Annotated in this window: 29 protein-coding genes; 11 read left to right on the top strand and 18 right to left on the bottom strand. The window is 52.4% G+C overall.

What is annotated here, in order from left to right:
- Nucleotides 1–43 precede the first annotated feature (43 nt).
- Nucleotides 44–1576: a B12-binding domain-containing radical SAM protein gene (locus ACYOR7_RS03950; RefSeq protein WP_366137291.1), complete on the top strand. Its 1533-nt coding sequence runs from the start codon at nucleotides 44–46 to the stop codon at nucleotides 1574–1576.
- 155 nt (nucleotides 1577–1731) lie between these two features.
- On the opposite strand, the gene ACYOR7_RS03945 is transcribed toward ACYOR7_RS03950, so the two are convergent.
- The 6 genes from ACYOR7_RS03945 to ACYOR7_RS03920 form a co-directional block, all read right to left on the bottom strand.
- Nucleotides 1732–2058, bottom strand: coding sequence for a hypothetical protein (locus ACYOR7_RS03945; protein WP_294804130.1), 327 nt, complete (start codon nucleotides 2056–2058; stop codon nucleotides 1732–1734).
- A 55-nt stretch (nucleotides 2059–2113) separates the two neighbouring features.
- Nucleotides 2114–2956: an FAD-binding oxidoreductase gene (locus ACYOR7_RS03940; RefSeq protein WP_294804131.1), complete on the bottom strand. Its 843-nt coding sequence runs from the start codon at nucleotides 2954–2956 to the stop codon at nucleotides 2114–2116.
- Between the two features lie 120 nt (nucleotides 2957–3076).
- Entirely contained in the window at nucleotides 3077–3619 is a 543-nt protein-coding gene (locus tag ACYOR7_RS03935; protein ID WP_479913168.1) for an AAA-associated domain-containing protein, read from the bottom strand.
- 19 nt (nucleotides 3620–3638) lie between these two features.
- The gene (locus tag ACYOR7_RS03930) at nucleotides 3639–4553 is read right to left on the bottom strand and encodes an ABC transporter ATP-binding protein (protein WP_479913167.1); all 915 of its coding nucleotides are present in this window, start codon (nucleotides 4551–4553) and stop codon (nucleotides 3639–3641) included.
- A 113-nt stretch (nucleotides 4554–4666) separates the two neighbouring features.
- The gene (locus tag ACYOR7_RS03925) at nucleotides 4667–5902 is read right to left on the bottom strand and encodes an ABC transporter permease subunit (RefSeq protein ID WP_479913166.1); all 1236 of its coding nucleotides are present in this window, start codon (nucleotides 5900–5902) and stop codon (nucleotides 4667–4669) included.
- A 42-nt stretch (nucleotides 5903–5944) separates the two neighbouring features.
- A complete protein-coding gene (locus ACYOR7_RS03920; protein WP_479913165.1) occupies nucleotides 5945–6469 on the bottom strand; it encodes an ABC transporter permease subunit in 525 nt (174 codons plus the stop codon).
- A 205-nt stretch (nucleotides 6470–6674) separates the two neighbouring features.
- Between ACYOR7_RS03920 and ACYOR7_RS03915 the strand changes: the two genes are divergently transcribed.
- A complete protein-coding gene (locus tag ACYOR7_RS03915; RefSeq protein WP_294804139.1) occupies nucleotides 6675–6956 on the top strand; it encodes a hypothetical protein in 282 nt (93 codons plus the stop codon).
- 3 nt (nucleotides 6957–6959) lie between these two features.
- Here the strand turns inward: ACYOR7_RS03915 and ACYOR7_RS03910 are convergent, their stop codons facing one another.
- Nucleotides 6960–7454: a hypothetical protein gene (locus tag ACYOR7_RS03910; protein WP_479913164.1), complete on the bottom strand. Its 495-nt coding sequence runs from the start codon at nucleotides 7452–7454 to the stop codon at nucleotides 6960–6962.
- A 295-nt stretch (nucleotides 7455–7749) separates the two neighbouring features.
- Between ACYOR7_RS03910 and ACYOR7_RS03905 the strand changes: the two genes are divergently transcribed.
- Nucleotides 7750–9255, top strand: a complete 1506-nt coding sequence (locus tag ACYOR7_RS03905) for an MFS transporter (protein ID WP_479913163.1) — start codon at nucleotides 7750–7752, stop codon at nucleotides 9253–9255.
- Between the two features lie 145 nt (nucleotides 9256–9400).
- Here ACYOR7_RS03905 and ACYOR7_RS03900 read toward each other — a convergent pair whose 3' ends face one another.
- The 6 genes from ACYOR7_RS03900 to ACYOR7_RS03875 are packed head-to-tail and all read right to left on the bottom strand — an operon-like array spanning nucleotide 9401 to nucleotide 15229.
- The gene (locus tag ACYOR7_RS03900) at nucleotides 9401–10270 is read right to left on the bottom strand and encodes a fumarylacetoacetate hydrolase family protein (protein WP_294804145.1); all 870 of its coding nucleotides are present in this window, start codon (nucleotides 10268–10270) and stop codon (nucleotides 9401–9403) included.
- Between the two features lie 7 nt (nucleotides 10271–10277).
- Complete coding sequence (gene gltX, locus ACYOR7_RS03895) at nucleotides 10278–12026, bottom strand: glutamate--tRNA ligase (protein WP_479913162.1); 1749 nt, start codon at nucleotides 12024–12026, stop codon at nucleotides 10278–10280.
- Nucleotides 12027–12032: 6 nt separating this feature from the next.
- Nucleotides 12033–13040 carry a polyprenyl synthetase family protein gene (locus ACYOR7_RS03890; protein ID WP_294804148.1) on the bottom strand — a complete coding sequence of 336 codons (1008 nt, stop codon included), beginning with the start codon at nucleotides 13038–13040 and terminating at the stop codon, nucleotides 12033–12035.
- Nucleotides 13037–14122: a type 2 isopentenyl-diphosphate Delta-isomerase gene (fni, locus tag ACYOR7_RS03885; protein ID WP_294804150.1), complete on the bottom strand. Its 1086-nt coding sequence runs from the start codon at nucleotides 14120–14122 to the stop codon at nucleotides 13037–13039. The genes ACYOR7_RS03890 and fni overlap by 4 nt, the downstream gene beginning before the upstream one ends.
- A 6-nt stretch (nucleotides 14123–14128) precedes the next feature.
- Complete coding sequence (locus tag ACYOR7_RS03880) at nucleotides 14129–14896, bottom strand: isopentenyl phosphate kinase (RefSeq protein WP_479913161.1); 768 nt, start codon at nucleotides 14894–14896, stop codon at nucleotides 14129–14131.
- 45 nt (nucleotides 14897–14941) lie between these two features.
- A complete protein-coding gene (locus tag ACYOR7_RS03875; protein ID WP_294804154.1) occupies nucleotides 14942–15229 on the bottom strand; it encodes a hypothetical protein in 288 nt (95 codons plus the stop codon).
- 540 nt (nucleotides 15230–15769) lie between these two features.
- Between ACYOR7_RS03875 and ACYOR7_RS03870 the strand changes: the two genes are divergently transcribed.
- The 7 genes from ACYOR7_RS03870 to trxB all read left to right on the top strand — a co-directional run bounded on the left by ACYOR7_RS03870 (nucleotide 15770) and on the right by trxB (nucleotide 21868).
- Complete coding sequence (locus ACYOR7_RS03870; protein ID WP_479913160.1) at nucleotides 15770–16144, top strand: hypothetical protein; 375 nt, start codon at nucleotides 15770–15772, stop codon at nucleotides 16142–16144.
- 151 nt (nucleotides 16145–16295) lie between these two features.
- Nucleotides 16296–16721 (top strand): hypothetical protein, encoded by a 426-nt coding sequence (locus ACYOR7_RS03865; RefSeq protein ID WP_294807522.1) that lies wholly within the window; start codon nucleotides 16296–16298, stop codon nucleotides 16719–16721.
- 271 nt (nucleotides 16722–16992) lie between these two features.
- Nucleotides 16993–18114 (top strand): tetratricopeptide repeat protein, encoded by a 1122-nt coding sequence (locus tag ACYOR7_RS03860; RefSeq protein ID WP_479913159.1) that lies wholly within the window; start codon nucleotides 16993–16995, stop codon nucleotides 18112–18114.
- A 27-nt stretch (nucleotides 18115–18141) separates the two neighbouring features.
- A complete protein-coding gene (locus tag ACYOR7_RS03855) occupies nucleotides 18142–19161 on the top strand; it encodes a hypothetical protein (protein ID WP_479913158.1) in 1020 nt (339 codons plus the stop codon).
- A gap of 52 nt (nucleotides 19162–19213) precedes the next feature.
- The gene (locus ACYOR7_RS03850; protein ID WP_294807531.1) at nucleotides 19214–20026 is read left to right on the top strand and encodes a sulfide-dependent adenosine diphosphate thiazole synthase; all 813 of its coding nucleotides are present in this window, start codon (nucleotides 19214–19216) and stop codon (nucleotides 20024–20026) included.
- A gap of 28 nt (nucleotides 20027–20054) precedes the next feature.
- Complete coding sequence (locus ACYOR7_RS03845; RefSeq protein WP_294807534.1) at nucleotides 20055–20780, top strand: DUF6775 family putative metallopeptidase; 726 nt, start codon at nucleotides 20055–20057, stop codon at nucleotides 20778–20780.
- A 134-nt stretch (nucleotides 20781–20914) separates the two neighbouring features.
- A complete protein-coding gene (gene trxB / locus ACYOR7_RS03840) occupies nucleotides 20915–21868 on the top strand; it encodes a thioredoxin-disulfide reductase (RefSeq protein WP_479913157.1) in 954 nt (317 codons plus the stop codon).
- A 4-nt stretch (nucleotides 21869–21872) separates the two neighbouring features.
- Here trxB and ACYOR7_RS03835 read toward each other — a convergent pair whose 3' ends face one another.
- Together ACYOR7_RS03835 and ACYOR7_RS03830 are read right to left on the bottom strand one after the other, a co-directional pair.
- The gene (locus ACYOR7_RS03835) at nucleotides 21873–22877 is read right to left on the bottom strand and encodes a PLP-dependent cysteine synthase family protein (protein ID WP_294807539.1); all 1005 of its coding nucleotides are present in this window, start codon (nucleotides 22875–22877) and stop codon (nucleotides 21873–21875) included.
- A 1-nt stretch (nucleotide 22878) separates the two neighbouring features.
- Nucleotides 22879–23121, bottom strand: coding sequence for a sulfurtransferase TusA family protein (locus ACYOR7_RS03830; RefSeq protein WP_294807542.1), 243 nt, complete (start codon nucleotides 23119–23121; stop codon nucleotides 22879–22881).
- A gap of 203 nt (nucleotides 23122–23324) precedes the next feature.
- Between ACYOR7_RS03830 and ACYOR7_RS03825 the strand changes: the two genes are divergently transcribed.
- Complete coding sequence (locus ACYOR7_RS03825) at nucleotides 23325–24197, top strand: alpha/beta fold hydrolase (protein WP_479913156.1); 873 nt, start codon at nucleotides 23325–23327, stop codon at nucleotides 24195–24197.
- Nucleotides 24198–24230: 33 nt separating this feature from the next.
- Here the strand turns inward: ACYOR7_RS03825 and cofE are convergent, their stop codons facing one another.
- Genes cofE through serB form a run of 3 tightly spaced genes read right to left on the bottom strand, consistent with a single transcriptional unit; the run spans nucleotide 24231 to nucleotide 26152 of the window.
- Nucleotides 24231–25007 (bottom strand): coenzyme F420-0:L-glutamate ligase, encoded by a 777-nt coding sequence (gene cofE / locus ACYOR7_RS03820; RefSeq protein WP_479913155.1) that lies wholly within the window; start codon nucleotides 25005–25007, stop codon nucleotides 24231–24233.
- Nucleotides 25008–25055: 48 nt separating this feature from the next.
- Nucleotides 25056–25454, bottom strand: a complete 399-nt coding sequence (locus ACYOR7_RS03815; RefSeq protein ID WP_294805796.1) for a RidA family protein — start codon at nucleotides 25452–25454, stop codon at nucleotides 25056–25058.
- Nucleotides 25455–25495: 41 nt separating this feature from the next.
- The gene (serB, locus tag ACYOR7_RS03810; RefSeq protein WP_294805799.1) at nucleotides 25496–26152 is read right to left on the bottom strand and encodes a phosphoserine phosphatase SerB; all 657 of its coding nucleotides are present in this window, start codon (nucleotides 26150–26152) and stop codon (nucleotides 25496–25498) included.
- Nucleotides 26153–26156 lie beyond the last annotated feature (4 nt).

The raw sequence follows: 26156 nt of genomic DNA, 5'->3' as shown, positions 1-26156 counted from the left end.
ATCAGGTGGCAAAAGGATAGTATTGACTGCGGACCGCAGTCTTATGACCAATTACAGGGGCAACTTCCTCTACGGCTTTATCGCCTGCGGCCCCTACGAACTTGTGCCCGAGTTTGTCTTTGACAAGATATTCTGCCCATCAGTCGAGACAGACAACGCCACAGGCGGGGTCAAGGTCGCGCAGTGCGGCCTCCGCAGAATCGAAGGCGCCCTCCTGAAGGAGTACAAGCGCGACGACATATTCCTTGCCCACCCAGAGATGCTTGAAAAGTGCATTGGCCCCGAGACAAAGGTGGTCGGCCTCAACGTTATGGACCCGCTCGGCATGGCGCCGGTGACCACTACGATGTCGCCGGAGAAACTGTCGTACGTCGCCATGAAGTTCAAGAAGATGTGCGCTTCCATTATCCAGTTAAAAAAGAAATACAATTTCAAGGTCGTAGTCGGCGGAAACGGCTCGTGGGAGCTGGCAAAACCCGACAGGATGAAGATCCACGGCATCGACACGGTCGTAATCGGCGAGGCCGACGAACTTGCACTGGACCTCTTCCATGACCTGGAGGCAGGCGACGCGCCGGAACTATTGCATACTTTTGTCCGCAACATCGAAAACGTGCCGATGATGCAGGGCCCGACCGTCAATTCGCTAATAGAGGCGATGCGCGGCTGCGGCAGGGGATGCGACTTTTGCGACGTGAACAAGAGGACCAAGAAGGATTTTCCACTGGAGCGCCTCCAGCAGGAAGCAAAGCTCAACCTCGACTATGGCTTTGACTCGATATGGCTCCAGTCTGACGAGATGCTCCTGTACGGCTGCGACAACAAGGACTTTATTCCAAACACAGATGCTATCACCCACCTGTGGAGCGGCCTGAAATCGACGGGCGCCCGCTTTGTCGGCACAACCCACATGACGCTTTCCGCGGTTGCATCGTCACCTGACCTGATAAAGAAGTTGTCGCACATAAACGAGATGGACGTCGCAGGCGGAAGGTGGCTTGCTACCAACTTGGGCATTGAGACGGTCGCGCCAAGGATGGTCAAGAAGCACCTCGGGGTAAAGACCAAGCCGTTCCAGCCAGAGGAATGGGGCGCAGTAGTGAGGGATGGATGCAAGATCCTCAACGACAACCACTGGTTCCCGGCGCTCACGCTCATAATCGGTTGGCCCGACGAGACGCCAGACGAAACGCAGTACACCATCGACCTCATCGAGGACTTTAAGCAAACGGGTATGCGCGGAATCGTTGCGCCGTTGCTCTATCAGGACTTTTCCGAAAAGAACTCAATGCACTTTGGCAACCTCAACGAGGCCCAGTTCACGCTGTTCTGGATGTGCTGGCAGCACAACCTGCGCGTGATTAACGACATCATCCCGATAATCATCAGGAACAAGTCGTACGGTCCTATGATGAAGGTGTTCATGGCGCTCCTCATAAAGGCGGGGACGTGGGCAATCATGAAGTACCTCCGGGGGCTGTCAAAGGACCTGTTTGCAGGCCAGCTGCCTGAGGACATTGTTGCCCGCTACACGAACAAGAGGTCCGTCACGGCGCCGCTTCCAAAGAAACTCTGAGCACATACGTCCACGGGCGGATTTTCCAACACGCCCGTCTACTTTTCAGTCTCCTGCATATTATCGAAGGACTCTAAATAGCGTGCAGAAAAACGCCAAGAAAGATAAGGAAAGAAAAAGGGCGCAACGATGGACGCAAATAAAGATCCAGAGCCCTACTTCAGGCCCTTTATTGCCTCGTCTGCAAGCGTGGCGGTCTTTGGAGTGAGCACGATAAAGTAATTCCGGTCGGCGCGCTCTACCGCCGGCACCATGCGGAACTTTTTGGTCGACACGTCAAACTCGGCAAGTCCCGGCTCCACGCTGCCCTTTGTGTAGACCATCATCAAAAGCTCGCCCGTAAGCGGGCTGAGTGGGATTAGCGAGAACACATAGCCCTTGTACGAGCTGACAGGCATCACCTGCTTGCCGTAGGGCGCCACCGATACGAGATAGAGAAAAACGTCCTCTATTGTGTTGAACTCTTCATACTCAAATTTCATGCTTGGTGTGCGCTATGACAGGGATAAAAGGTTTTAACAAAAGAAAGAGAGGATTTTAGCCGTACGACTCGAACTTGATGTCGTACGATCCGTCCTTGCGCTTGTTGCGCTCAGTGACGAACCCCTTTGGTATGAGGTAGTCCAGCGCGCCGTCCACGGTTCCCTGCCATCCGCAGATGTAGAACGACGTGTTCTCCGGCGTCACCTTCTCACCGACCAGTTCTTCGAGGGGCGACAGGTCCTTGCCAGCCTTTGGTCTCAGGAAGGACTCTACTCTGCCCTTTTGGCCGTCCCAAGTCCTGTTGAACCATTCCTGCGGCCTGCTGACAGAGGCGCGGTAGCGGAAGTTCCACTTGTCCTTGCCCTTGTCGAGGCTCTCTTCTTCCAGAGAGGTGAGCAGCTCGCGGTAGCCTAGCTCGTCTACATAGCTTGCGCCGTGCAGCACCACTATTTCGCGCTTGCTCTGCGCAGCGTGCAGGTGCATAGAGTAGGAGACAAACGGTGCAAGTCCCGTCCCGCCTCCGATGAGGACCATCCTGCGGTTGTCGGGGCTTCCGTCGTGCATCTTTTCGTTTATCGTGAAAATGCCGGTCGGCTTGACCCAAGCGATCTCATCATCTTCCTTCATGTTGAAAAGCTGCGTAGTCAGCCTGCCGGGAACCGGCTTTCGGACCCAGCGGATGTAAAGCTCCCAGTGTTTTTTCTGCTCGGGGGGCGAGGCGATAGAGTAGGCGCGCCTGATTATCTTGCCCTCGCTTGGCACGTTGGTGCCGATTGTGAGGAACTGGCCAGCCTTAAACTCTGGAATCTGACCGTTTTCGGGGGTTATCCTAAATACCGCAAGATCCTCCTTGATTATCTGAAGGTACGTGATCTTGCCCTTGTTGTCAACGACCATATAGTTCACAGCTCCTTGGCTGCATAATAAATACATTTTTAATATTCAAAGGCGAATCAACAGGTGAGAAAGTACTTCATTTTGTTCGTGCTTGGTACTGGCCAAGACGCCAGATGCCAATTACAGCTTGTTTTTTCGCAGGGTTATAGTCTCGCTATTTGCATCGTACGTCAACACGAGACCCTGCCTCCCCCATTCTATGAACCAGTTAAAGTCGTTTGTTGCGTCCTGAGTATTGTTATTATCAAGGGCGCCGGCACTTTCAGAAAAGAACTTTAACAGATCTTCCCTTGAAATGCTCTGCGAACCTCTCTTCTTCATATAGTCTGCAAATTTTTTGAATGCGTCGATATTGAGCACCATGTCATGCAGCATTTTTTTTCTCACTTTGGGACTTGCCGCTATAAACAAATGGCCCTTTTCAGTCAACAATACGTCTCCCGTCTGAATCTGAATCAGGCCAAACATCTCTCCCGCCTCGACTATTGGCAAAAGGTCATCCAGTTCCAGCCCCTGTTTCAGGGCAACGCCTGCAAGGTCTGACTTGCTGCCGATATCGTCCAGTATTTCCAAAAAGCCCTGAAGGGAGCCATAATGAATTTTAGGGATAGCAGTAGTAGTCATGCCGGCATTGCGCAGTGCGAACCATAGTTGCATTTTCATCGATTTAAATTTTCATGATTCATGTTATCATGGTCGTGATCCTGTCGATGTACTCATAGAGCAGATTGTCGCGTTTTTCCCGGGGCCGGGGGATATCGATTTGCAGTTCGTGTGATATCGTTCCAGGTCTGGGGCTCATGACGAGCACCCTGTCTGAGAGATAGACGGCTTCTTCTATATTGTGGGTCACCATGACGACGACTTCGGGCGTCGTAAACTTGTTGTTCCACACCTTAAGGACTTCTTCGCGCAGGGCCTCGGCAGTCAGCGGGTCAAGCGCTGAAAACGGCTCATCCATGAGAAGAATTTCAGGGTCGATTACAAGCGCCCTGGCGATTCCGACTCTCTGCTTCATCCCTCCAGACAGCTCGCGCGGATAAGCGTCTTCGAACCCCTCCAGACCCACTTCTTGAATTATCTGGAGGCTCTTTTGCCGCCGTTGCTCCTCTGGAATGCGCAGGGACTCTAGACCAAATTCCACGTTTTGAAGCACAGTCAGCCACGGAAAGAGGCCGAACGACTGAAATACCATAGCCATAAACGGGTTTACCCTTCCCGTCGTGGACTCGCCCTTGTAGAACACTTGGCCTCTGTTCGGAGCCTCAAGACCCATGATGATTCTCAAAAGCGTAGATTTGCCAGAGCCCGACGGCCCCACTATTGAGACAAACTCGTTCTTGTTTATGGACATGTTTACGTCTTTGAGTATGACGAGTCTTCTGCCACCCCCTTGGCCGGCATTGTACTCTTTTGTAATGCTCTCTAATTCCAAAATCGGGCTTGATGTTTCTGTAGCGGATGGTGATGATGATGACGGTTTGTCATAGAAAAGGCTGTCACTGTCTTCGTCATGGGATCTTGCCTCTTTTCTTTTAGCAGCGTCGGTAGGGAAGGGCAAGGCAAAGCCAGGATTGTCGTCAGCTGTCACCATCATGAGCCACTCCTAATATGCGTGCTACAGGGATTCTGCGGCCGCCATGTTTCGCCTTGAATCTGACTCATCAATAAAGCTATCATCGTGACTGGGGTAAGACAATGGCAAAAATTCTATCCACTCATGCTGTATTTGCGGATCACTTTTTTGTACAACCTCCTCCAGACAAGGTTGTTGATTGTAACTATCGTTGCCACCATGACTCCAACAATCATCAGTATCAGCACAGTATTTCCCAAGCCGTAGGCCGAAACGTCGAGAAGAGAGCCTATGCCAAGGACGGAATATGTCTTGTCCCCGTAGACGAGATATTCAGACACTATCAGTGCGTTCCATCCTCCTCCCCATGCAGTGATGCTTCCAGTTATGAACGAGGGATAGATTGACGGAAAGAGGACGCGCCGGAGGTATTGTGATTTCGTGCTCCGAAAGGCCCTTGCGGATTCTTCAATGTCTCCCGGAATAGAACGGACACCTCCCACCAGGTTGAACAGCATGTACCACTGCATACCGGTCAGTATCAGTAGGATGGACGGAAACTCCAGTCCGCCAGGAACATAGTTTACAAGCACTGCCATGAAGGGAAAGAAGGCAGTGGCAGGGATGGATGCGAGAGTCTGGATAAGAGACATGGTCCTCCCGAACCTTGGGCTCTTGGCTATCTTTACTGCGACCGGCACCGTCCAAGCCACAGTTATGAGATACGCCGCTGCCAGTCTGAGGTAGGAAAACGCTAGGCCGGCGGGAATTTCAGAGACGACCTTGGCCGTGTCGGCATTATGGAAAAGGGAGGAGTACATGCCGTACAATCCCAGAAACGATTTAGAGATTACACTGCTTTCGGCGATTATGAACACGACTACGAGCGTGGACAGAATAAAGAGCACAGTTTTTTTGTAATTTCCCAATTGCTTGGAATTATCGTCAAACCACCGGTGGATTGGAGCGAACAGCGTTTGCTCAAGATTGTACGCCGACGCAGCTACTTTTTCCATGGCGGCAACAGACTTTTTGCGTATCAGCGCCTGCCGGGGATTTCCGTACAGAAAATCAGTCAGATTAGCCAGAGGGAACAAGGCCCTTACGTGCGCAAGTCTGGCCACGTTTTCCAATAGGAACCTCTGCCGGCCTGCGGGCCAAGTCGCGGGACCGGATGCGGCCGAGGAATTATACTCGTACTTGAAGCGGTTTGCAAAGGACTCTAACGGGCGCCAGAACAGAAAATCAACGACTAGAACGACTGACACCAATGTTCCAAGCGCGGCAAAGGCCAAAGGGTATTGGCCTGCAGAGACTGAAGAGCCCAGCAAACTCCCAAGACCGGGCAGGGTGTAGGTCTTTGAACCCAAAGAGATTATCTCTGCGGCTGTGAGGAAATACCACCCTCCGGACTAGGACATCATGCTGTTGTAGATAAGTTTTGGAGTTATCGCAGGCAGGTAGAGTTTTCGGAAGAGCAAGAGCGGGTTTGCCCTGAACGCTTTGGCCGTTTCCTGCAGGTCGGACGGGATCAAGAGCGCAGACTCGTATACAGAGAATATCATGTTCCAGACCATGCTGGAAAAAATAAGGAATATCGCGGCAAGCTCTATGCCTGCAGGGCTGCCGTTGAACAGGGCGATAAAGAACGCAATCGCCACAGGAAAGAAGCCTAGGATGGGAATGGACTGAAGGATATCTACGATTGGAATTATTATCTTTGATGCGAGGGGTTTTGCTGCTGCCGTTATGCCCAATGCAATCGATACAATGAACGAGATTCCCAGCGCCGCAAACATCCTGTATACGGATGCCAACGAGTCGAACAGCAGAGTCCCGAAATTTGGAGGGGCGGAAAGGGCGTCATCTTTTTCTTTGTGATCCGGGGCGCGGTTATTATCAGCAGAATATGCAAGGGCAGTGGCAGTCGTCGGCATGAGGCAAGGCGCCAACAATAACAACAACAGTATTGAAATCAGGAATAGGCAAAATGTGGCACTTTTGTTGTTCATCCATATCTCGCCAGCAGAACTGATGACAAGCGATTGCGATCAAGTTAAAGAGTTACTTAACATAGTTCAGCCTATAGGGCATGAATCGCGTTCCGCAATTAATTAATCTGGACTCTACCATCATTACCTTATGTCAGGATGGATGAGGGGCGGAAACTCTGACGAGATTGACGAGCTTAACCAGACCATAAACGAGCAGAGCGACGAGCAGCGCAAGATTGCCGCAAGATTCGGCAAGGCCATGAACGACTTTGCCACCGAACGGTCGCTAGAGACCTGCCTTGAAGCCCTCAACCTCTCCATACAGCTGGCAAACATTCGCGCCAAGGTGTCCGGCTCGTGGGAGCACTATGCCCGGCTATTGGAGGGCGAAGTGGTGCGCCTGTCAAAGCAGGCCGGAGAAAAGAAATGACAGTCAGTCCTGCACAGGGACCGGCGCCGTCAGCTTTTTAAAGTCGTCAAACAGCGCGTGCGCCAGCCTGCCGTTTACGAACAGCAGGTACATCCCCTCGTCCATCAGGTTCTCGATTGCAATGCTGATGTCCTCGATCTTTGTGATCGGGTCATAAGAGAGCGTGTCGGTCGCAAGCATCAGTGTGGCCTTGTCGTGGTTGTCAATAACGTCGTAGAGCGCGGATTCGACCGTGCCAAAGAACCCCATGTCGTACCTGTCGAGCTTTGGCTTGAACATCGTGGCGATGGTCTCAAGTTCGCTTGAGCCTATTATCGGCGACGTAAAATTCTGGTGGCCGGCAAACGTGACACCAAAGTCGAGGTCGTTATAATCATTGTGCTTGAAAAACTCCTCGCACGCTTTTAGCATCTGCGCCTCTGTGAGCCACTGCGACCTGCCCTCGTTCATGCGGGAAAAGAGTGTCTTTGCCGCAACCATCCTTGGCTTGTTATTCAACAACTGGCAGTGTTGCGGCATTTTGCTATAAATAATTAATCCGGTGTCCCAATGCAGATATCCGGCTCATCCTGTCGTCTTGGAGAGTGGAAAGCCGCTTATAAGCACCGATGAGAGAGCTGATCTGAAACTTAATAGGGTCGTTGAGTTATACCGTTAGGCTGCGGAAAGTAGAAAAGCATGACAAAGGGCACAAGCTTGGTTATAAAAGGTCATCATGATGACGATACAAACGGTCACTCGGTGAACGCGCAAGACAGTGGACGCGGGTTTTTCAGCAGGTAGTAGTTGTAAAGTGGACAGCGTAGAAAAACAACAAGACACCAATCGCTCCGGATGGAAGACGCTCATCATCCTGAGCTGCCTGGGCTTGGTCGTCATGTTTGACGAGACCATGATACTGCCCGCAATTCCGGATTTCATTCGTGACTTCCACATCTCGTACAGCACATCGTCATGGATACTTGCGTCTTACATAATTGCAGGCGCCGTCATGACGCCGATTGCAGGCAAGCTGTCCGACATCTATGGCAAGAAAAAGATACTGCTCATAGTGATGGCAGTTTATGTGGTGGGCATCATGTCTGGAAGGTTTGCCCACAGCATTGAGATCATGGTAGCAGCGAGGGTGGCGCAGGGTGTCGGGATGGCCATGTTCCCCATCGCCTTTGGAATAATCAGGGAAGTCCTTCCAGAGAAAAAGCTTGCAATAGGCCAGACGATATTCAGCTCTACGTTTTCCGGAGGTGCCGTCATCGGCTTGGTGGGCGGCGCGGCAATCATCCAGAACTTTGGGTGGCAGACGACGTTTGTGGCGATACTTCCACCCGCAATTGCGCTCTTGCTGGTAATAGTAAAGTTCGTGCATGTCCGGCATGTTCCGATGCCGATGGAGGCAAGCAAAGGCAACCTTTCAAACACCCAAAAAATCGACATAAAGGGGACGATGGCCCTTGCGGCTACGATAGTCACGTTCCTTGCAGGGATATCGTTGCTAGAGACCAACAGCGAAAACGCAGGGTACCTGCTTGCCGGACTCTTTGTCGCGTCTGCGGCGTCTCTTGCGGCGTTTATCGCAATCGAAAAGAAGGTGCAGATGCCCCTGCTTGACCTCAAGATAATGACCAGCAAGCTCTTCCTTCCACCGGTCATCGTAATCATGCTGGTCTTTATGTCCATGTTCATGGTGTACCAGACTATACCCGTCATGGTAAGGAGCCCGGTGCCGCTTGGCTTTGGAGGGGACGCAATAACCTCAGCAAGGGTCCAGCTTCCCTTCATGGTCGTGTTGCTTGCGGGGACAATCATGTCGGGCTTTCTCCTGAACAAAATCGGCAACGTCAGGCTGTTGCTGATAGGCACCGCAATCAGCACAATTGGATTTGTCAGCATATTCATGTTCCATTCGACAGAGAACATTGTGTCGGTCGGGCTAGGGATAATCGCGGCAGGGCTTTCGCTTTCAATCACCGGCGCGTTTAACGTGATACTCCTTTCTGTGCCGATGCAGGTGACAGGGATTGCCCTCGGGATGGCGATGCTCCTTAACCTTGTTGGAATGTCAGTAGGCCCGTCGTTTGCCGGGATGTTTCAGCAGATGGACCAAGGGACTGTCCCAGGAGTCCCAGGCACGTTTCCGACAGAAAAGGCGTACAACATGATATTCATCACTGCGGCGCTTGTGTCCGGCGCGTCTGTAGCCATGGCGCTTTCAGTGGCAAAGAGAAAAATCGCCCCTCCGATAATGACAGAGGACAAGAAGCGGGAAGCAGGCAAAGAAGGCGCTCACGGCGCTTTTTGACGCAAGAAGGGCTATAGCGTTCGGCCGCCAATATTTTTTCCACGCGACTGACCATCCGACCCGCAGACCGGCCTCCCGTCAAGGTTTGGATTGTATATCGTCGGTATAGATAAAGTCGCGTTTAAGGCTTGCTTGCCGGAAAGAGTCACTGGAACACTATTTTGTGTCTTATCGTACCAAGCCTTTCGATGGCTATCTCGACGACGTCGCCGTTTTTCAGGTAGCGTGGCTCCTTCATCGACATGGCTACTCCCGCAGGCGTGCCTGTTGAAATGATGTCGCCCGGCTCCAGCGTCATCGTGCGGGTCAGACCAGAGATTATGCGCTTTATCGAAAGGACCATGTTGCTTGACGAAGAGTTTTGCCTAGTCTCGCTGTTGACCTTGGTCGTTATCATCAGGTTTTGCGGGTCGGGCACCTCGTCCTTGGTGGTTATCCACGGGCCACAGGGCGCAAAGGTGTCCATTCCCTTGCCCCGGGTGAACTGCTTGTCCTTGAACTGGACGTCGCGTGCAGACACATCGTGGAATATCATGTATCCAAACACATAGTCAAGCGCCTCTTCCTCGGAGAGCTTTTTCGCCCGTTTGCCGATTACCACTGCAAGCTCGGCCTCGTAGTCCAGCCTCGTGACAAACTGTGGGCAGTGGACCTCGCCGTAAGGCTTGTTGAGCGCCGTTCGAGGCTTTAGGAAAATCACCGGCTCATCGGAAGGTGTCAGGCCGGCGTCTCTGGCATGGTCGTAATAGTTGAACGCAAGGCACACAATTTTCGGAGGGTTTGGTATAGGCACGAGAAGTTCTGCCTCCTCCACCTTGTGCTTGAATGTTAATCGATCTTTTGCCTTTCTGACTTCGTCTAACCACCCGTTGAACATGAAATCCTTTATGCTAGGCGGGACTGGTATTCCCGTCTGCTCCTGGATCTCTTGGCGCGTCACCAGGCGCTTGCCGTCCTCAGAGACGAGCGCATATGTTTCCTGAAACTTGGAATCGTTTATTCTAGCTATCTTCATTGCATCCTTACCTGTGCGTCGATATGGCGGTGTTGTTGCCGTCGATGCGGCAGAACCCGAACCTCACGAACTGGACGCAGGTGCCGGGTGCAAGGGCGGCCGCAAACGACTCTGCCCCACCTTTTGCTATTTCAAGGCTTTTCGTGTTGTACTCCTCACCTATGTACAGTTCCTTGGGAATCATAACCTTAAAATCAACTATATCATTCTTTGCAATCCACTGGATTTTTGGCATCGACTGGCGGATTTCGTCGCCGCCGGCCGTGGCGATTATTGACGCCACCTTTCCGTTCTGTTTCACGATTTCCTTTATTTGGATGTTGTAAAGTTCAATGAGGCGCACTTCGTCGCCTTCCTTCAGGTTTGCCGCGTCCTCGCCGGCGATGCACACCCTGTCAGACACCTTTACCTTCCGTGTTCCGAGGGACGTGTCAGTCGGGTGGTTCTTGAGCGTCACTTCTGCCGGCTTTGCGCCTTCAATTTGTATTTCGACAGGGTCGCGCACAAAGAACAGGCGCATAGAGGTTGGGTCTATCACCTTCCGGTTGTACGCTTCAAGCGACTCGAACGGCGGCTTTGTCTCTGCAAGAGTTATCCCAAGCGACAGCACGAACTTGCGTATCGCCTCCGGCACAAAGCCTCGGCGCCGGAATGCAGAAAGCGTCGGAAGGCGCGGGTCGTCCCAGCTTGATATTGTGCCGTTGTCAATAAGCGGGCGGATCTTTCTCTTTGACACCGGTATGCCTTCAAACTCTAACCGAGAAAACTCTATCATAGCCGGCTTGCGCATGGCAAGCCTATCCAGTATCGCAAAGTACAGCGCGTTGCGGAGTTCGTACTCTTTGGTCCTCATGGCGTGCGTCACGCCGTCGAGGCTGTCCTCCACGGGCGCGGCAAAGTCGTACGTGGGCCACACCCTGACTCTGTTTCCAAGCTTGGGGTGCACGCCTTCGATTATGCGAAAAAGCGCGGGGTCGCGCATCGCGGTATTTTGGTCTGCCATGTCGCCCTTGAAGCGGATTATAGCTTGGTTCTGCTCGTATGAGCCGTCAAACATCCTGCCTATCCTGTCAAGCGCAATCGAATGGTCAAGCCGGCACTCGCAAGGCAGGCCCTTGCCGCGCAAGTCATGAATCTTTTCCTGGCTGCACGTGCACACGTACGCGCCGCCTGCTTCCACCAGCTTTTTTCCCAGCTCGTGGATTTTTGAAATGTCATCCGAGGTGTTCTTTACCACGTCCGGCTTTACTCCAAGCCACCTCAACCCTTCCGCTATCGCGTCATAGTATTCCAGCTTTTCCTTGAGCGGGTTGGTGTCGTCAAAGCGCAGGATGAGTTTTCCCTGGTACATGCGAGCGTATTCTTCGTCGATTATCGCAGCTTTTGCGTGGCCAATGTGCGGATAGCCGTTTGGCTCTGGGGGAAACCGCGTCACTACCCCTCCCATGACGGCGCCTTCAAGCGGAGGAAGGCGCGGGCCGGACTCTACTGCCGCTGCTACCTGCTTTTTGGCTTCAAGCTCGCCGGGGGCCAGCTGCTCAAGGAGCACCTTTTGCTCGGAAGCAGACATGGCGTTTACCGCCTGCACTACCGCCTTTATGTCCGGTATAAGCGACTTGATCTCTGAGCGCTTGTCAGGGCGTGAGCCTATGAATTTGGAAATCACCGCATCGAACGCGGCCTTGCCACTGTGCTCTAGCGCGTTTTTCAGCGCAAGCGTCTTGGCAAGCCTTTCGATTTCGCCGTCAAGTGGCACGTGTACCTACAAACTCCTGCCGACTATAAAATCTGCGGCAAACTGGAGCGAACGCCTTGCGTCTGCGTTTGAATAGCCTTCGATGGAGCCAAGCGCCTTGGCCATATGCTGCCGCGCGGCGTTTCTCACGTCCTCGTCGATTCCCATGTCCGACACGACCTTGACAGCGTCCTTTATCTCCTGCGCAGAGGCGGCCTTTGAACCGAATACCTTCATCAGCCTGTCGCGCTCGTCACCCTTGGCCTTTCGCAGCGCAAGCAGTATAGGTAATGTCTTTTTGCCCTCGCGTATGTCGTTTCCCGCTGCCTTGCCGGTGACTTTGGGGTCGCCTATGGCTCCGATGAGGTCGTCCACCAGCTGGAACGCCACGCCAATGTGCCTGCCAAACGAGGCCAGGTTGCCCACATCCTTGTCACTTGGGTTTGGCGATGACAGGGCGCCGATTGCGCATGACACCTCAAAGAGCGCGGCTGTCTTTTTGCCTATCATGTCGATGTACTGAGCCTCGCTTGGGAACTTGGCGTTTGAAGCAAAGTCGATATCAATGGTCTGGCCCTCGCAGATGACTGTGCACGAGTTTGCGAGGCGGCCGACCATCTCGGTTATCTCTTTTTCGTTGATGCCGACCTTCCTTCCGTTGTAGGAAAGTATCTCAAATGCCTTTGAAAACAAAATGTCCCCGCCGAGGATGGCAAGCGGGAGCCCGTATTGGTGGTGCACGGTCGCCACCCCGTGGCGCATCTCGTCGTTGTCCATGATATCGTCGTGGACTAGCGTAAAGTTGTGCACGAGCTCCACCGCTCCGGCGGCCGGAAGGGCGCGCTTTATAGTGCCTCCCAAGAGCTCGCAACTTTTGATGACCATGAACGGCCTGAGGCGCTTGCCTCCAGACCTGATGTAATGCGAGGAAGCCTGATAGAGCGCCTTTGGCTTGCCTTCGAGCTGCGAAAGCAAGAATTCGTTGACAGAAAAGGCGCAGGAATCAAGTTCGCTTTTCATGCTGCTTGCCCTCATGCGCGGCCGACCTCTGCTAAAGCTCCTGTCAATATATACCTTGAGCTGGCAAGTGCACGCACGTTTGCGGCGCCCACCAAGAACATCGTGCTGCGTAGTTCTGCAAGGACAGAGTCTGCAAACTCGAAAAGCGCCTCCCTAGACTGCGCCGCAGCTTTCAAGAATGGATAGGCCATCGCGGCCATGCTTGCGCCCAGCGCGACGCATTTTGCGACTTCAAGGCCGTTTCTGAGGCCGCCCGATGCCACCAGTGGGAGTTTCACCGCTTTTCTTGTTTCAATTAGGCTTGCGGCAGTGGGTATTCCCCAGTCCCAGAACATCTCGCCCAACCTTGCCTTTTTGCGATCCTTAACCATGTCTGCGCGCAGCTTTTCAACGCCGGCCCAGCTCGTGCCTCCGGCCCCCGCGACGTTTATCGCAGAGACTCCGGCCATCTCTAGTTTTATCGCGGCTTCCCTCGATATGCCAGCCCCTACCTCCTTGACTATCACAGGCACATCCATGCTCTTGACAAGTTCCACTATCTTTGCATAGACGCCCCTGTAGCGGGGCTCGCCTTCCGGCTGCACCAGTTCCTGCAGCGGGTTGAGGTGGACCACGAGCGCGTTTGCGCCTATCATCCTTACAATCTTTCTTGCGTCGTCGACAGACAGCCCCTTGGCCAGCTGCGCGCCTCCAATGTTTGCTATCAAAAACGCGTTTGGCGCATTCTTTCTTGCAATCGAATAGGTGGATGCCAGCTCCTCACTTTTCAGGCCGGCGCGTTGGCTTCCAAGCCCCATGCCAAAGCCGTACTTTTCGGCAAGCTCGCCCAGCCTGCCGTTTATCATGGTAGCCTCGTCGGTGCCCCCGGTCATAGAGTCGATTATCAGAGGCGCAGAGAACCGGCGGCCCAGAAACGCAGTTGAAAGATCAATGTCGTCATAATCGAGCTCCGGCAGCGCATTGTGCACTAGTTTCACATATTCAAGGTATGTCGAAGTCGTCCGGGCCTGCACGTCCTTTTGCAGCGGGATGTCGATTCCGTCCTTTTTGCGCTGCTTTATTATTTCAATGTCAGAGGGCACGTCTGCATCAGGCAACTGTTGTTATTTCCTCCCCTTTACGACGGTGCCTGTTGTTTGAATCTTGCCCTGCGCCGCCTGGGCGATGCGCTCAGGATAGAGCCCGTTTACCAGCACGACATCCATACCCATTGATGCAATCTTAAATGCTTCCCTTACCTTGCGCTGCATTCCGCCTGTCACGTCGGCGCCGGCAACCTTTGAGAATTCCACAGAGTTGCCCCTCCCCGGCTTGAGCTCCCTTACGATTTCTTTTGTGGCCATGTCGCGGTAAATCCCGTCGACGTTGGTGGCAAATATCACCCGGGAAGGTTTCAACACTTTTGCAATGATGGTCATCAGCGCGTCGCCGGAAAGGATAGAGTATTTTCTGCCTCCCATGTGCACTACGTCACCAAACGTGACCGGGATTACATTTGACTTTGTCATTTCATGTAATTGTCTTATCTTTGCAGCAATCGCCTTGTGGCCGGCCGTAAACATCGCCGGCGCCAGGGCGTACGGGTTTGCGCCTGCCTTTATCATGGAATTCACTATTGTCTGGTTTAGCGCGACCATCGACTCGTGCACCACGGCGACTCCGTGTGGATCATAGGGCGCCGGTTTGGTGTGCATGTCGTACTGCACCGACCAGTGGTGGCCGAACGACCCGCCACCATGGACTACAATAACTGGCATGTCAAGCCGCGTAAGGGCGCCGGATATGCCGTCGATGGCCCCGGTGTTTGCGACAAGTGGCCTGTCCTTGAAGGTGACGACAGAGCCTCCCAGCTTGACAAGCGCGAGCTTCATTCAGGAAAAAGCGTATTGCGTAGCCGATTTAAAGTTTTGACTTGTTCAGGCTATGTGGCTTGGCGACGGCCTTTCCTGCGCCGCGCCGGACACCTGGTTCTTTGGCATCGTAAAGCGCTTGTCGGCCGGTATAATGTAGACCTTGACCGCCGAGTTGACCGCATAGTGCGGCGTGCCGTCGGGGTTTTTGTAGTTGGTCGCAATCCCGACGCGCTCTAGCGACACCTTTACCTTGACAATCGTGCCGTCTTCGAGCTTGAACGACACGGTGTCGTCGCCGATGCCCTCGTGTTCCAGCATCTTGAACTCTATCCTGTCTTTTGCCTCGGCCATGGAGCTGATAGCTCATTCTAGGTATAAATAGACAAGCCCGGTCCAGGGCGCGCAAAGCACAAGCCGAAAAGAACGCTGTGGCAAAGTATTTTCTTGCGGCTTACATTAACGAGCTAACCCATATTCCATATTCAGACGTAACGCCAAAGCTGACGAAACTGCCGTTGTTGTTGCTATTCTTTATGTTCGTCAAGATGCTGTGTTATCCCGTCCAATATTATAGGAGGAAGGAAATCTTGTCCAAAAATATTTTTGAAAATCGGCAAGTTGCTTCAGCGAACAAGATGTTGCGGCATTTGACAGATCAATTCCATGCGACTCCAACTTGAAGAGAATATGCTAGTTACAGCAACCGGTTCGCTCAGATCTCCAGACTTTACGTTATTGCAGTTTTGAGCCTAAATGACAGGATGAGAATAGAATCCTTGTGATTATCGGATCTGTTTTTCATCCCATTTTCGAGCAATATATTTTATTTTTTTAGGGCACTTTACAGACGCTCCATAAAGAATTAAAAACACAGCAACACATGCATCTTGATTGAATAACTTTGAGCTTTGCGAGGGTACATGTAATCTGTATGGCACCATACTTGGAACGGGAATAATTGAAAATGCCAATCTAGTTGCGATGTTTGCACGTCCCGAATCTCCAATTCCAGACGAAAAGAAATTCAACACCTTGTTTTTGCAGACAGAAATTATAGCTAGCATAACCAAGAGCAATTCTGATTTTTTTGGACGGTCGAGATTTTTCAGCTTGTATTTCGACTATTTTGACATGTACTTTTTCCCCCTGTCGAGATATGGCACTAGTGAAAGAAACGGAACGCTAGCCGTGATGGTTAAAGCTCCCTATGACCACGAGGATCTAGTCTTGAAAATCACGAATCATTTAGAGAAAAATCTGAGTTGAAATCCCTTTTGAACAATGCCGAGGAAACCAGACAGGTTGGCCCTAGTGCAGCAAAACATGCAAAGAAAAGGGGGTAGGAGGAAGAAAGTAAACCGATCTGCGGGCTTAAAAAAACGAAATTCATTTTATTTATGGAAGTATATTATACTAGATGTCTGCAGTTGATGAAATTACAGTAGCCTTTGAAAACCTTCAGAAGTTATATGAAAAACACCTTCCAAAGGTAGACCCTGTGCTGATAGGAAATCTTTTGAATCGCCAGAGGGAAAATCCATCTGACGACCCCATATTTCTTGTTGAAGTGTTTACAAAGCCGGGTCTCAACACTGAAGAGGTCAGAAGATACGTCATTGAAAAGACGGGAATGAGTCCGGAGATATACGATAATGGGACGCATTATGTGACAAACCAAAAACTGAATCTGAGGATACTAAAAGAAATATCCGATTCTGAGGATGTCCTTGAAATTACAGGAGAGTATACAGGACGGCTTGGAGGATATGGCCCTTCGCACGAGCACAGGGAGAATACCGAAGTGGGACGAGCGACCAGCGGACGCGGTAGGCCCCCAGACTAGACAGAGAGACTTTTGGTTTACATCGGCCGAAAGACAAAGGATTGTCTATTCGATGTCCTGTCATCGAGTATAGTCTAGGTCCTCTCGGTGCTGATGGCACGCCGAAAAACGGCGTACTATTGTCCTACAGGATATGTACCTGCTCTTTCTCAGGTTGTTTTGGCTGCTTTTTCAGGGGTTTTGACGCCTGTAACGGATTTCGAGATAAAATTATGCCGGCTTTCTTTTGCAGTCATAATCTATTTATCTTCGATCTGGGTCAGCTTGTACGATGGGCAGATTCTTTGGAAAGGGCAATAGTAGCAAGGACGAGGCCCCTTCCGAGCGAGAGCAGGTTCCGAACTATTCTGATGCAGAGTTCCAAAAGCGCGACCTGTTCAAGAAGGGACAGAACCACATGTCCAACGACAAGATGCTCGATGCCATAAGATGCTTCGAGCTGGCGCTGAGAATAGACCCCAAGTACGTGGACGCGTGGGTCAAAAAAGGGTACGCACACTTTCACATGGGCGAGTTCACGGTCGCCATATCCTCGTACGACAGGGCTCTTGAAGTCGACGTAAACGACGCAGAGGCTTGGAACCTCAAGGGCCTGGCTTATTATCAGTTAAAGAACCACGAAAAGGCCATCGAATGCTGCGAAAAGGCAATAGACATTGACCCGAACGACGGCATGGCGTGGTACAACAGGGCCTGTTACCTCACGTTATCAGGCAAAGTAGACGAAGGCCTTGAATCGTTAAAACGCTCCATCGAGATAGACATTGCAAACGCACGCAAGGCAGTAAAGGACAGGGACTTTGAAAATGCCCGTGCAGAAGAAGGTTTCCGCAGGATTATTGAAGTCGTTGTGCTCGAATCTATAAGGCAGGGCTATGACTATGTTGGCAAGATTGTCTGGCTGACCGGCGTCGACAAGATCGAAGTAGAAGACGCCATAATGAGGCTGACGATGAAGGGCCTCCTAACAAAGAGGGAGAAGCGCAACATCACCGGCATGGAGGAATACTATGAGCTCACAAGGGACATCGCAGACAAGGTCGGCGTCACAAAGCGCGTAGGACTGTTCGGCAAGGAAAGACAGATGACTGCACCCATCCAGCAGCTCAAAGACATCAGCGAAGTCCTCGGCAAGGCCAAGGAGGCAGTAGAGCGCGGCGACCTCGAAACGGCCAAGCAGTGCTTTGACGATCTGATAAGTCCTGCCAAGCACGGAAATGCAATGATAGAGCAGTTCTTTGAGGAGCACCGCGACCTGAGGCTTGCGCAGATTAAACTGCGCGACAGAGGTCAGGAATACCTCAACGCCAACAAGGCTGCCATGATGGACATGATTGGCAGAATTGACATGAAGGTGCGCCAGGGACCGGTCAGCAAGTCAGCAAAAGATTAAATCTACACCTCCTTTATTGCCTCACAAATGGCAGCAGACATCAAGGTTGCCGTCATCGGCGTAGGCAACGTGGGAGCAACTTTTGTCCAAGGCGTGCAGTATTACAGTGACCCAAAGAACGGGATTGGTCTGTGGCACCAAAAAGTGGCAGGCTTTCGCCCTTCAAACGTGAAAATAGTTGCCGCATTTGATGTCAACCCTGCCAAGGTCGGCAGGCCGCTTGCAGAAATCGCTACTTCTAGTACGAAAAAATACTGCGATGTTTCTTCAAAGGTCTCTGTTGGGGCGGGCCTTGCGCTTGACGCCAACGATGGCGACTGGAAGCCTGCGGCAACTACCGCAAAGGATTTTGCAGGTGCACTTGAAGATTCCGGCGCCGACATTGTCCTGAACTTGATATCGTCAGGCATGGACAGGTCATCTTCTGAATATGCCAAAGCAGCATTGAAGGCAGGCGCATCATTTGTCAACGCGACTCCGGCCAAGATTGCAAATTCCCCGCTTGCAACCAAGTTTGCGCAGAAAAAGCTTGTGCTTGCCGGCGACGACCTTCTCAGCCAATTTGGAGGCACGGCGTTCCACAAGGGCATGATAGACTTTATGGTAGAGCGTGGCGTGCACGTCAGCAAGAGCTATCAGCTGGACGTGGGCGGAAGCGAGGAGACAAAACGCACTATGGACGAGCGCATAAAGATGCTAAAGCGCGGCATGAAGACGGGGTCGATAGGCATGGAGGCCCCGTACGAGTTCGAGTCCGTGGCAGGCACCACCGAATACACAGACTTTCTCGGCGACTCGCGCAACAGCTACTACTGGATGTCAAGCGAGGGGTTCCTAGGAGCCAAGATAATCATGGACCTGACCCTGAGGACAAGCGACGGCGCAAACGCCGGCAACGTGCTCCTTGACGTAACGAGGGCGGCGATGGCAAAGAGCCCGGTGGCAAAGAAGGCGCCTGTGATAAACGCGTACGGGTTCAAGAACCCGCCCAAGAATAAGGCCAAGGTGCGCAAGGCGTATGCTGACTTTGTCGAGATGTTTGCATAGGCAAACGCAATCCCAACAATCTATTAATATCCTCTAGCATCAGCTAGCGTCAATGGCCAAGATATTCGCAGACGTTAGCGAGAAAGAGATCACGAGGACGATTGCCCAGATGTTTAACGAGACCATGAACGAGTTTGTCGATTCTGATGTCATCATCATCGGCGCAGGGCCAGCCGGCCTCACCGCAGGCCGCGACCTTGCCAAGGCAGGCGTACGCACCCTGATTGTAGAGCAGAACAACTACATCGGAGGCGGCTACTGGGTGGGCGGGTACATGATGAACCCAGTCACCGTGAGGGCGCCGGCGCAAAAGATATGGGACGAGCTTGGCGTTCCATACAGAAAAATTAGCGACGGCCTGTACGCGACATGGGGTCCGCACGCGTGCTCCAAACTGATAGCGGGCGCCTGCGACGCAGGAGTCAGGTTCCTCCAGCTTACAAAGTTTGACGACCTCGTGCTCAAGAACAAGCGCGTCTCTGGAGTCGTGGTGAACTGGATGCCCGTTTCGGCACTTCCAAGGAACATCACGTGCGTCGACCCTGTCGCTCTTGAAAGCAAGCTGGTAATAGACGCCTCCGGCCACGACTCTGTGGCGGTAAAGCGCCTGATGGACCGCGGATATGTAAAGTGGAAGGGCATGGACCCGATGTGGGTGGAAGGAAGCGAGGACAACGTCGTCAACTTTACCGGCGAGGTGTTCCCCGGCCTCATCGCTGCAGGCATGTCAGTCACCGAAACGCACGGCCTTCCAAGGATGGGCCCGACCTTTGGCTCGATGCTCTTCTCTGGAAAGAAGGCGGCAGAGGTGGCGCTTGGCAAGCTGAAGGAGATGCCAAACCCGCCCAAGATCAAGGCAAAGTAAAATACCATCTTTTCTCTTTTCTTTTTTGTTGGATTTCCACCGCGTCCACCTTTACCCCGAGCCTTCTTTATCATCAAACATCGACCTAGACAAGGTGATCGAGGACACGGCGCAAGTGTTAAAGTGCGATTTCAAAGTGCACGAGCCGTTCTTTGAGCATCATAGTATAGATGTTGAACGTACGAGGATTTCTGAAATAAAGCAGCCATTTGAGCGCCAGCCCAAAGAGCACCAGGATTTCGACCTGTACGGCAGACCGACGGCACTGTACGACGGCTTTGAATTGCAGCGCCTGCTTGCGCCGGCGTTCCAGACAGACGTTCACATCATTTTTACTAACCTGCTAACATGCACCTTTTCAGAAGACGACTGGCGCTACCACGCAAGGGCGGTAGTATGCGGGACGCCGTCTATAATTTCGACTGCTGGCATCGTGGAAGCCCCTGCCAAGCCAAGGGAGTTTTATGCTTCCCAACTTGACACATACTCGCTAAAGAAAAAACTTGCAGGCAGGTTCATCGACTATGGCGACGAAAAGATGACTGAAGTCGCGGTAGGCTATGTGTTGCAGGCGCTGTTTTTCTTTGTAACCGGCGGCGAGCCTTTCTGCGCAAGCGATTCTTGCAGGCTATACAACGCCCACTGGCAGGAGGACCTGATACGCACGCAGGTGGAAAACCCGGCGCTCTGCGCAAGGCACAGGTCGCTTGCCAATAAATTCAACCGCCGGCTCTCTGCAAGGAAAAGGATTTGACCACGCCCAGCTGCTAATATAGATTATCCATTTTTACTAGATATTTATTGCAAATAATTCAATAACATCGATACAAAACCGGCCTCCGAACGGATTATTAAGAGGTCAGCCGAAAATCAGCGTGAACAGTTAGTTTGGCCGAAACCATCCAAAGGCATTACGATGTTGTGATAATTGGCTCGGGCCCGGCAGGATACACTGCCGGCGTTTACACCTCCCGCGCAAAACTTTCAGTCCTCATAATTTCCGGCACGCTTCCCGGCGGCCAGCTGATGACCACAAGCGAGGTCGAGAACTATCCCGGCTTTCCAAGCGGCATATTCGGGCCGGAGCTGATGATGAACATGCGCCAGCAGGCAGAACGCTTTGGCGCAGTCATCGTTGACGACGAAGTAACGCAGGTCGATTTCAAGCAGAGGCCGTTTAGGATAACCACCCACTCTGAAACGTACGACTCTGACGCAGTCATCATTTGTACCGGCGCATCGCCGAGAAAGCTTGGCATACAGGCAGAGCAGCAGTTTGGGGGCAGGGGGGTTTCGTACTGCGCGACGTGCGACGGCCCGTTCTTCAAGGGCGAAGACATTGTGGTAGTCGGCGGGGGCGACACCGCGGTAGAAGAGGCGACGTTTCTGACAAAGTTCGGCAGGTCGGTGAAAATAGTGCACAGGCGCGACTCGCTGCGCGCAAGCGCGATAATGCAGGAAAAGGCAAAAGAGAACCCAAAGATAGAGTTTCTTTGGAACAACGTAGTCACCGACATCAAGGGCGACAAAAAGGTCGCCACAGTGTTGCTAAAGGACATAAAGACCGGCAAAGAGACTACGGTCAAGGCAGGCGGCCTCTTTGTAGCCATCGGGCACGAGCCCAACACGTCGATATTCCAGGGCCAAGTGGAGCTTGACGACAAGGGCTACATGGTGCTCAAGGAAAACACCAGGACAAGCGTCGAGGGCGTGTTTGCGGCGGGCGACGTCCACGACCACCGCTACAGGCAGGCAGTCACCGCCGCGGGCTTTGGCTGCATGGCGGCTATCGACGTCGAAAGGTGGCTTTCTGAAAGAAAGCACAACAACAAGAAAAAGTAGAGGATTAGTTCAGGCTGTAGGCCAGCTTTGACATGTGCTTGGCGTTTTTCAGGGCGCGGTCGTATTCCTGTTCGGTAAACACTCCCTCGCGCACGTAGAGGCTCTTGAACTTGCGGCCGTCGTCTGCGAATATCCCCACGAGCACGCCGGCATCCATCTTTTGCGCGGTCGCAAGCATCGACTCCAGGACAGAGCCCGATGAAGGCCCTACAAGCAACCCCTCTTTTTCTGCAAGCAGTTTTGCCGCGTCAAAGGAGCCCTTGTTGGTCGCGGTGAACCATTCGTCTACCACCGACTGGCGTTTTTTGAAAAGGTCGGGCATCGCAGATTCTTCAAAGTTCCTAAGGCCCTGAAGCAGATGGTTCTTTTGCGCCTGCACCGCCACCACCTTGACGCTCTGGCTCTTTTCCTTCAGGTACGTCGCCGTGCCTGTGATAGTGCCTCCTGTGCCGCAGCCCGTCAGGAAATGCGTGACGGTGCCGTTTGTCTGCTTCCAGATCTCCGGCCCCGTGCTTTCATAATGTGCAAGGAAATTGGCGTCGTTTTCGTACTGGTTTGGCATGTAGTAAATGTCAGGCCGGGGCTTGGAAATTGCTTTTGCAAGCGCGATGCTCTGGTCGGTCCCTGCCCCCACTCTCGGGCACAGATCGTCGGACGTCTCGTGCAGCGTCGCGCCAAGGTGCCGCAGGATGTTTTTCGTCTCGTCGCTCACTTTCTCCGGGATGACTATCTCTACCTTGTAGCCGAGCGCCGACGCGATGCCTGTCAGCGCGATGCCAGTGTTGCCCGACGTAGGCTCGATGATGATGCTCTTGTCCTTTTTCAGTATGCCGCGCTTTTCAGCGTCCTTTACCATCCAGTACGCGGCGCGGTCCTTGACAGAGCCAAACGGGTTGTGCCATTCAAGTTTTGCATACAACTTGACATTCTTTGTCGCAAACGACTTTAGCTCTACAAGTGGTGTCTGTCCGATGCGCTGCACCACGTCTGGGCTTGCGACTGCAGTCATTTTACTTCGCCTTTTTGATTACGAATTCCAGGTCTTTCTGTGTCTTGTTTATGGCCAAAAGCTCGTGGCCGTTGCGCTTGACCCACCTTGAAATGTCCTCTTCGGATTCCGGGTCGTCAGCTACTATCTTCAACACATCGCCGATTGACAGGCGCTCGATTTCCATCTTTGTCCTAAAGACCGGCTCGGGGCAGTAAAGTCCCCTCACGTCGATTGACTTTGTTGGGTTACTGCTGGTACTCATATACTGTTGAACAAGGGTATTGAACAACAGCGTTATATTAAGTGTTTTTTAGGAAACCCTAGGCTTTACAAGATTTTTAAGTCGTGAATAATTTATGATTGCAAAAGGCCACGGGAATATAAAAAATTGCCTATAGAAACACGCTGTTTTTGCCACCTTACAATTCACCTGAACTTGTTTGCAAAACTCATTAATTTTCACACATGCATCTTTTTTCTGACATGCCCTTTGTCAAGACTAACGACGGGACATCATTGTACGTGGAAGACACGGCAAGCAAGGGCAAGCCCATCGTATTCATTCATGGATGGCCGCTGAGCCACCAGATGTTTGAGCCCCAGTTCATGCACCTACACAATAAAGGATACCGCTGTATCGGAATCGACCTCCGGGGTTTTGGCAGGTCAGACAAGCCGTGGGAAGGGTACAGCTACGGAACGTTTGCCGACGACATTGAAGACGTGATGACTGCGCTCAACCTGCATGGCGCAACGCTGGTAGGGTTTTCTATGGGAGGGGCCATAGCAATGCACTATGCGGCAAAGTATTATTCTCCCTCTTCAGGCAGGGTTTCAAGGGTGGTATTCATGGGTGCGGCCGCGCCGTGCTTTACAAAAAGGGAGGACTATCCGTACGGCCTTGACAAGTCGGCCTGCGACGGCCTTATCACGCAGTCCCTGAACGACAGGGCAAAGATGGTCTCAGATTTTGGCAAGATTTTCTTTAGCAGAGAGGACTCGCAAAGCAAGGAAATGAACGACTGGCTGTTTGCAATAAACATGGAGGCGTCGCCGTACGCCACGGTAAAATGTCTTGAAGAGCTGCGCGATGCCGACCTTCGCGACGACATGCGCAAGGTGAGCGAAAGAAGGCTGCCTGTGGCCATATTTCACGGCGCCAAGGACAAGATCTGCCCTTTCGACTTGGCAAAGGTGATGAACAAGGGGATGGAGGGTTCGAGGCCGGTCATGTTTGAAAATAGCGGGCACGGGTTGAACATAGAGGAAAAGGAAAAGGCTAACGAGGAATTGGCAAAGTTTGTAGAGCTAGAGCTCCCCGAACAGACGAAAAAGTAAATCATAGTTTGTATGCTGCAGCCTGCAGCAGAATTAGTGGCTGCCCGCATGACGGAAAATGTCTCGTTTTTTCTGCCGCGACAGGTCTTTTGCAGACGCCCTGCCTGCAGGCTCGAATTCGTAGCCGCGCACCAGGGCAACGGGTATACCCTCTGACTTGCCCATCGCAAGTTCTGCCGCCGACGCTATCTCGTCTGCGACCGCGATTTCAGTCACGCGCAGTTTCTTGCCGAACATGTCTTTTTTGCCGATATAGTTCTTGATGGGCCTGATGCCGGCGACTCCCACCGCAACGTTCACCTGGCCTTCCCGGAACGGCCTGCCAAAGGTGTCGGTGATTATCACGGCAACGTCTTTGCCCTGATCCTTTTTGAAAAACAAGCGCAGCCTCCTTGCAGAAGCATCGGGGTCGATAGGAAGCAGGATTGCGGCATCTTTTCTAGCAAGATTGCTCTGGTCAACTCCGGAATTGGCGCAGACAAAGCCGTGTTTTGTTTCTGTGATGATTATGCCGTTTTTCATCATCACTATTTCCCTTGCCTCATCCAGTATCAATTGCACTACCCGCGGGTCTTTTTGCAACTCCCCGGCAAGCTTGGCTGCCTTTCTTGACGGCCTGACTTTGGCGAGGTCGACTACGCGCCCTTCTGCCTTGGACACGGCCTTTTGCGCGACCACCAGTACGTCGCCGTCCTGCAGCGCAATGCCGTTTGCATAGAGCGATTCAAGGATTACCGGGCCAAGGTCGCTTTTAGGCACAATGTCGCCGGCGACCTTGACAGGGATGACCGTTATTGTTGTGAAAGGCAACGCGGTATACAGATGATGATGTTGTGGGTTACAAAAACTAGCCGATTATTATCGGCTAAAAGAAATCGCTTCTGCTTCTATCTCGACGAGGATGTCGGTGTCTATGAACCGGTTGACCTCGACCATCGATGTTGCAGGCCTCGTTCTTTCAAAGAACTTGGCATGAGCCGCGCCTATCTTTTCCCAATCGCCAATGTTTTTCACATAGATCCGGGTCCTGACTACCTCTTCCAAACAGGATTCAAGCTGCAAGAGCGCGGACTCGATGTTCATTATCGCCTGCATGGTCTGCACGTATGGGTCGCCAACGCCGACAATGTTCCCGCCTGCGTCAGTCGCCGTCGTTCCTGAAACGTGTATTATAGAGCCGACGCGAACAGCCCGGGAATATCCAACCGCAGCCTCCCATTTTGTGCCGGATGAAATATGCTGCCTTCTTGTTTCCAACGTTCACCAATTACAAAAATAGAGATATAAACAAAAAGTTACTACTTGTTCGTAGTCGCAAGCACGGCTTTTCCGTACTTTTTCTCCAGCAGATGCAGGAGCAGGCTCAGGTCGCGCCTTTCAATAGTGTCATCGGCCCTTTCCTTCACTATTTCCACAGGGCAAAATCCGACAGTATAGCCTGCGAGCGCGAACAGCTTCAGGTCGTTTGCGCCGTCGACTACGACTACAATGTCATCCTTTTTCACGCCCCATTCCTGTACGGTCGAACGTATGGCAGCCGCCTTGTCCGACGTGACGTTCAGTTTTACGTCGTGCAGCTTGTGGTCGTTGAATATCAGCTCGTTTGAGAATATCCTGTCAATCCCAAGGTCGTGCTTTAGCCGGTCGGTGATTATGGTAAAGCCGCCAGAGACGGCAATCATCTTCCACCCCGCGCTCTTTAGCGCGCTGCACAGCTCTTTTGCCCCTGGCATTATGGGCAGGTTCTCGGCAAGATCTTTTGCCTTGTTGTAGTCGATGCCGCGCAGGGCGTGGACGCGCTTTACAAGGCCCTCCTCCCAGTTTATCTCGCCGCGTATGCCGGCCTTTGTGATGTCCCAGATCTCCTTTTCCTTTTCAGGCCCCACGAGGGAGGCAAGGACAGGGAGATATTCGGCGTCGAGTAGAACGCCTTCTACATCAAAAACAGCCAGCATGTTT

This window comes from Candidatus Nitrososphaera sp. 86-2 (assembly GCF_056726185.1).
Note: the sequence above shows the minus strand (reverse complement) of the source record. Positions and strands in the feature narration are given on the sequence as shown.

Excerpts from the sequence above, each read along its gene's own strand:
- ACYOR7_RS03950 (WP_366137291.1), top strand. The coding sequence starts at position 44 with ATGACCAATTACAGGGGCAACTTCCTCTACGGCTTTATCGCCTGCGGC.
- ACYOR7_RS03945 (WP_294804130.1), bottom strand. The coding sequence starts at position 2,058 with ATGAAATTTGAGTATGAAGAGTTCAACACAATAGAGGACGTTTTTCTC.
- ACYOR7_RS03940 (WP_294804131.1), bottom strand. The coding sequence starts at position 2,956 with ATGGTCGTTGACAACAAGGGCAAGATCACGTACCTTCAGATAATCAAG.
- ACYOR7_RS03935 (WP_479913168.1), bottom strand. The coding sequence starts at position 3,619 with ATGAAAATGCAACTATGGTTCGCACTGCGCAATGCCGGCATGACTACT.
- ACYOR7_RS03930 (WP_479913167.1), bottom strand. The coding sequence starts at position 4,553 with ATGATGGTGACAGCTGACGACAATCCTGGCTTTGCCTTGCCCTTCCCT.
- ACYOR7_RS03920 (WP_479913165.1), bottom strand. The coding sequence starts at position 6,469 with ATGCCGACGACTGCCACTGCCCTTGCATATTCTGCTGATAATAACCGC.
- ACYOR7_RS03915 (WP_294804139.1), top strand. The coding sequence starts at position 6,675 with ATGTCAGGATGGATGAGGGGCGGAAACTCTGACGAGATTGACGAGCTT.
- ACYOR7_RS03900 (WP_294804145.1), bottom strand. The coding sequence starts at position 10,270 with ATGAAGATAGCTAGAATAAACGATTCCAAGTTTCAGGAAACATATGCG.
- ACYOR7_RS03890 (WP_294804148.1), bottom strand. The coding sequence starts at position 13,040 with ATGAGGGCAAGCAGCATGAAAAGCGAACTTGATTCCTGCGCCTTTTCT.
- ACYOR7_RS03880 (WP_479913161.1), bottom strand. The coding sequence starts at position 14,896 with ATGAAGCTCGCGCTTGTCAAGCTGGGAGGCTCTGTCGTCACCTTCAAG.
- ACYOR7_RS03875 (WP_294804154.1), bottom strand. The coding sequence starts at position 15,229 with ATGGCCGAGGCAAAAGACAGGATAGAGTTCAAGATGCTGGAACACGAG.
- ACYOR7_RS03865 (WP_294807522.1), top strand. The coding sequence starts at position 16,296 with ATGTCTGCAGTTGATGAAATTACAGTAGCCTTTGAAAACCTTCAGAAG.
- ACYOR7_RS03860 (WP_479913159.1), top strand. The coding sequence starts at position 16,993 with ATGGGCAGATTCTTTGGAAAGGGCAATAGTAGCAAGGACGAGGCCCCT.
- ACYOR7_RS03855 (WP_479913158.1), top strand. The coding sequence starts at position 18,142 with ATGGCAGCAGACATCAAGGTTGCCGTCATCGGCGTAGGCAACGTGGGA.
- ACYOR7_RS03850 (WP_294807531.1), top strand. The coding sequence starts at position 19,214 with ATGGCCAAGATATTCGCAGACGTTAGCGAGAAAGAGATCACGAGGACG.
- ACYOR7_RS03835 (WP_294807539.1), bottom strand. The coding sequence starts at position 22,877 with ATGACTGCAGTCGCAAGCCCAGACGTGGTGCAGCGCATCGGACAGACA.
- ACYOR7_RS03830 (WP_294807542.1), bottom strand. The coding sequence starts at position 23,121 with ATGAGTACCAGCAGTAACCCAACAAAGTCAATCGACGTGAGGGGACTT.
- ACYOR7_RS03825 (WP_479913156.1), top strand. The coding sequence starts at position 23,325 with ATGCATCTTTTTTCTGACATGCCCTTTGTCAAGACTAACGACGGGACA.
- serB (WP_294805799.1), bottom strand. The coding sequence starts at position 26,152 with ATGCTGGCTGTTTTTGATGTAGAAGGCGTTCTACTCGACGCCGAATAT.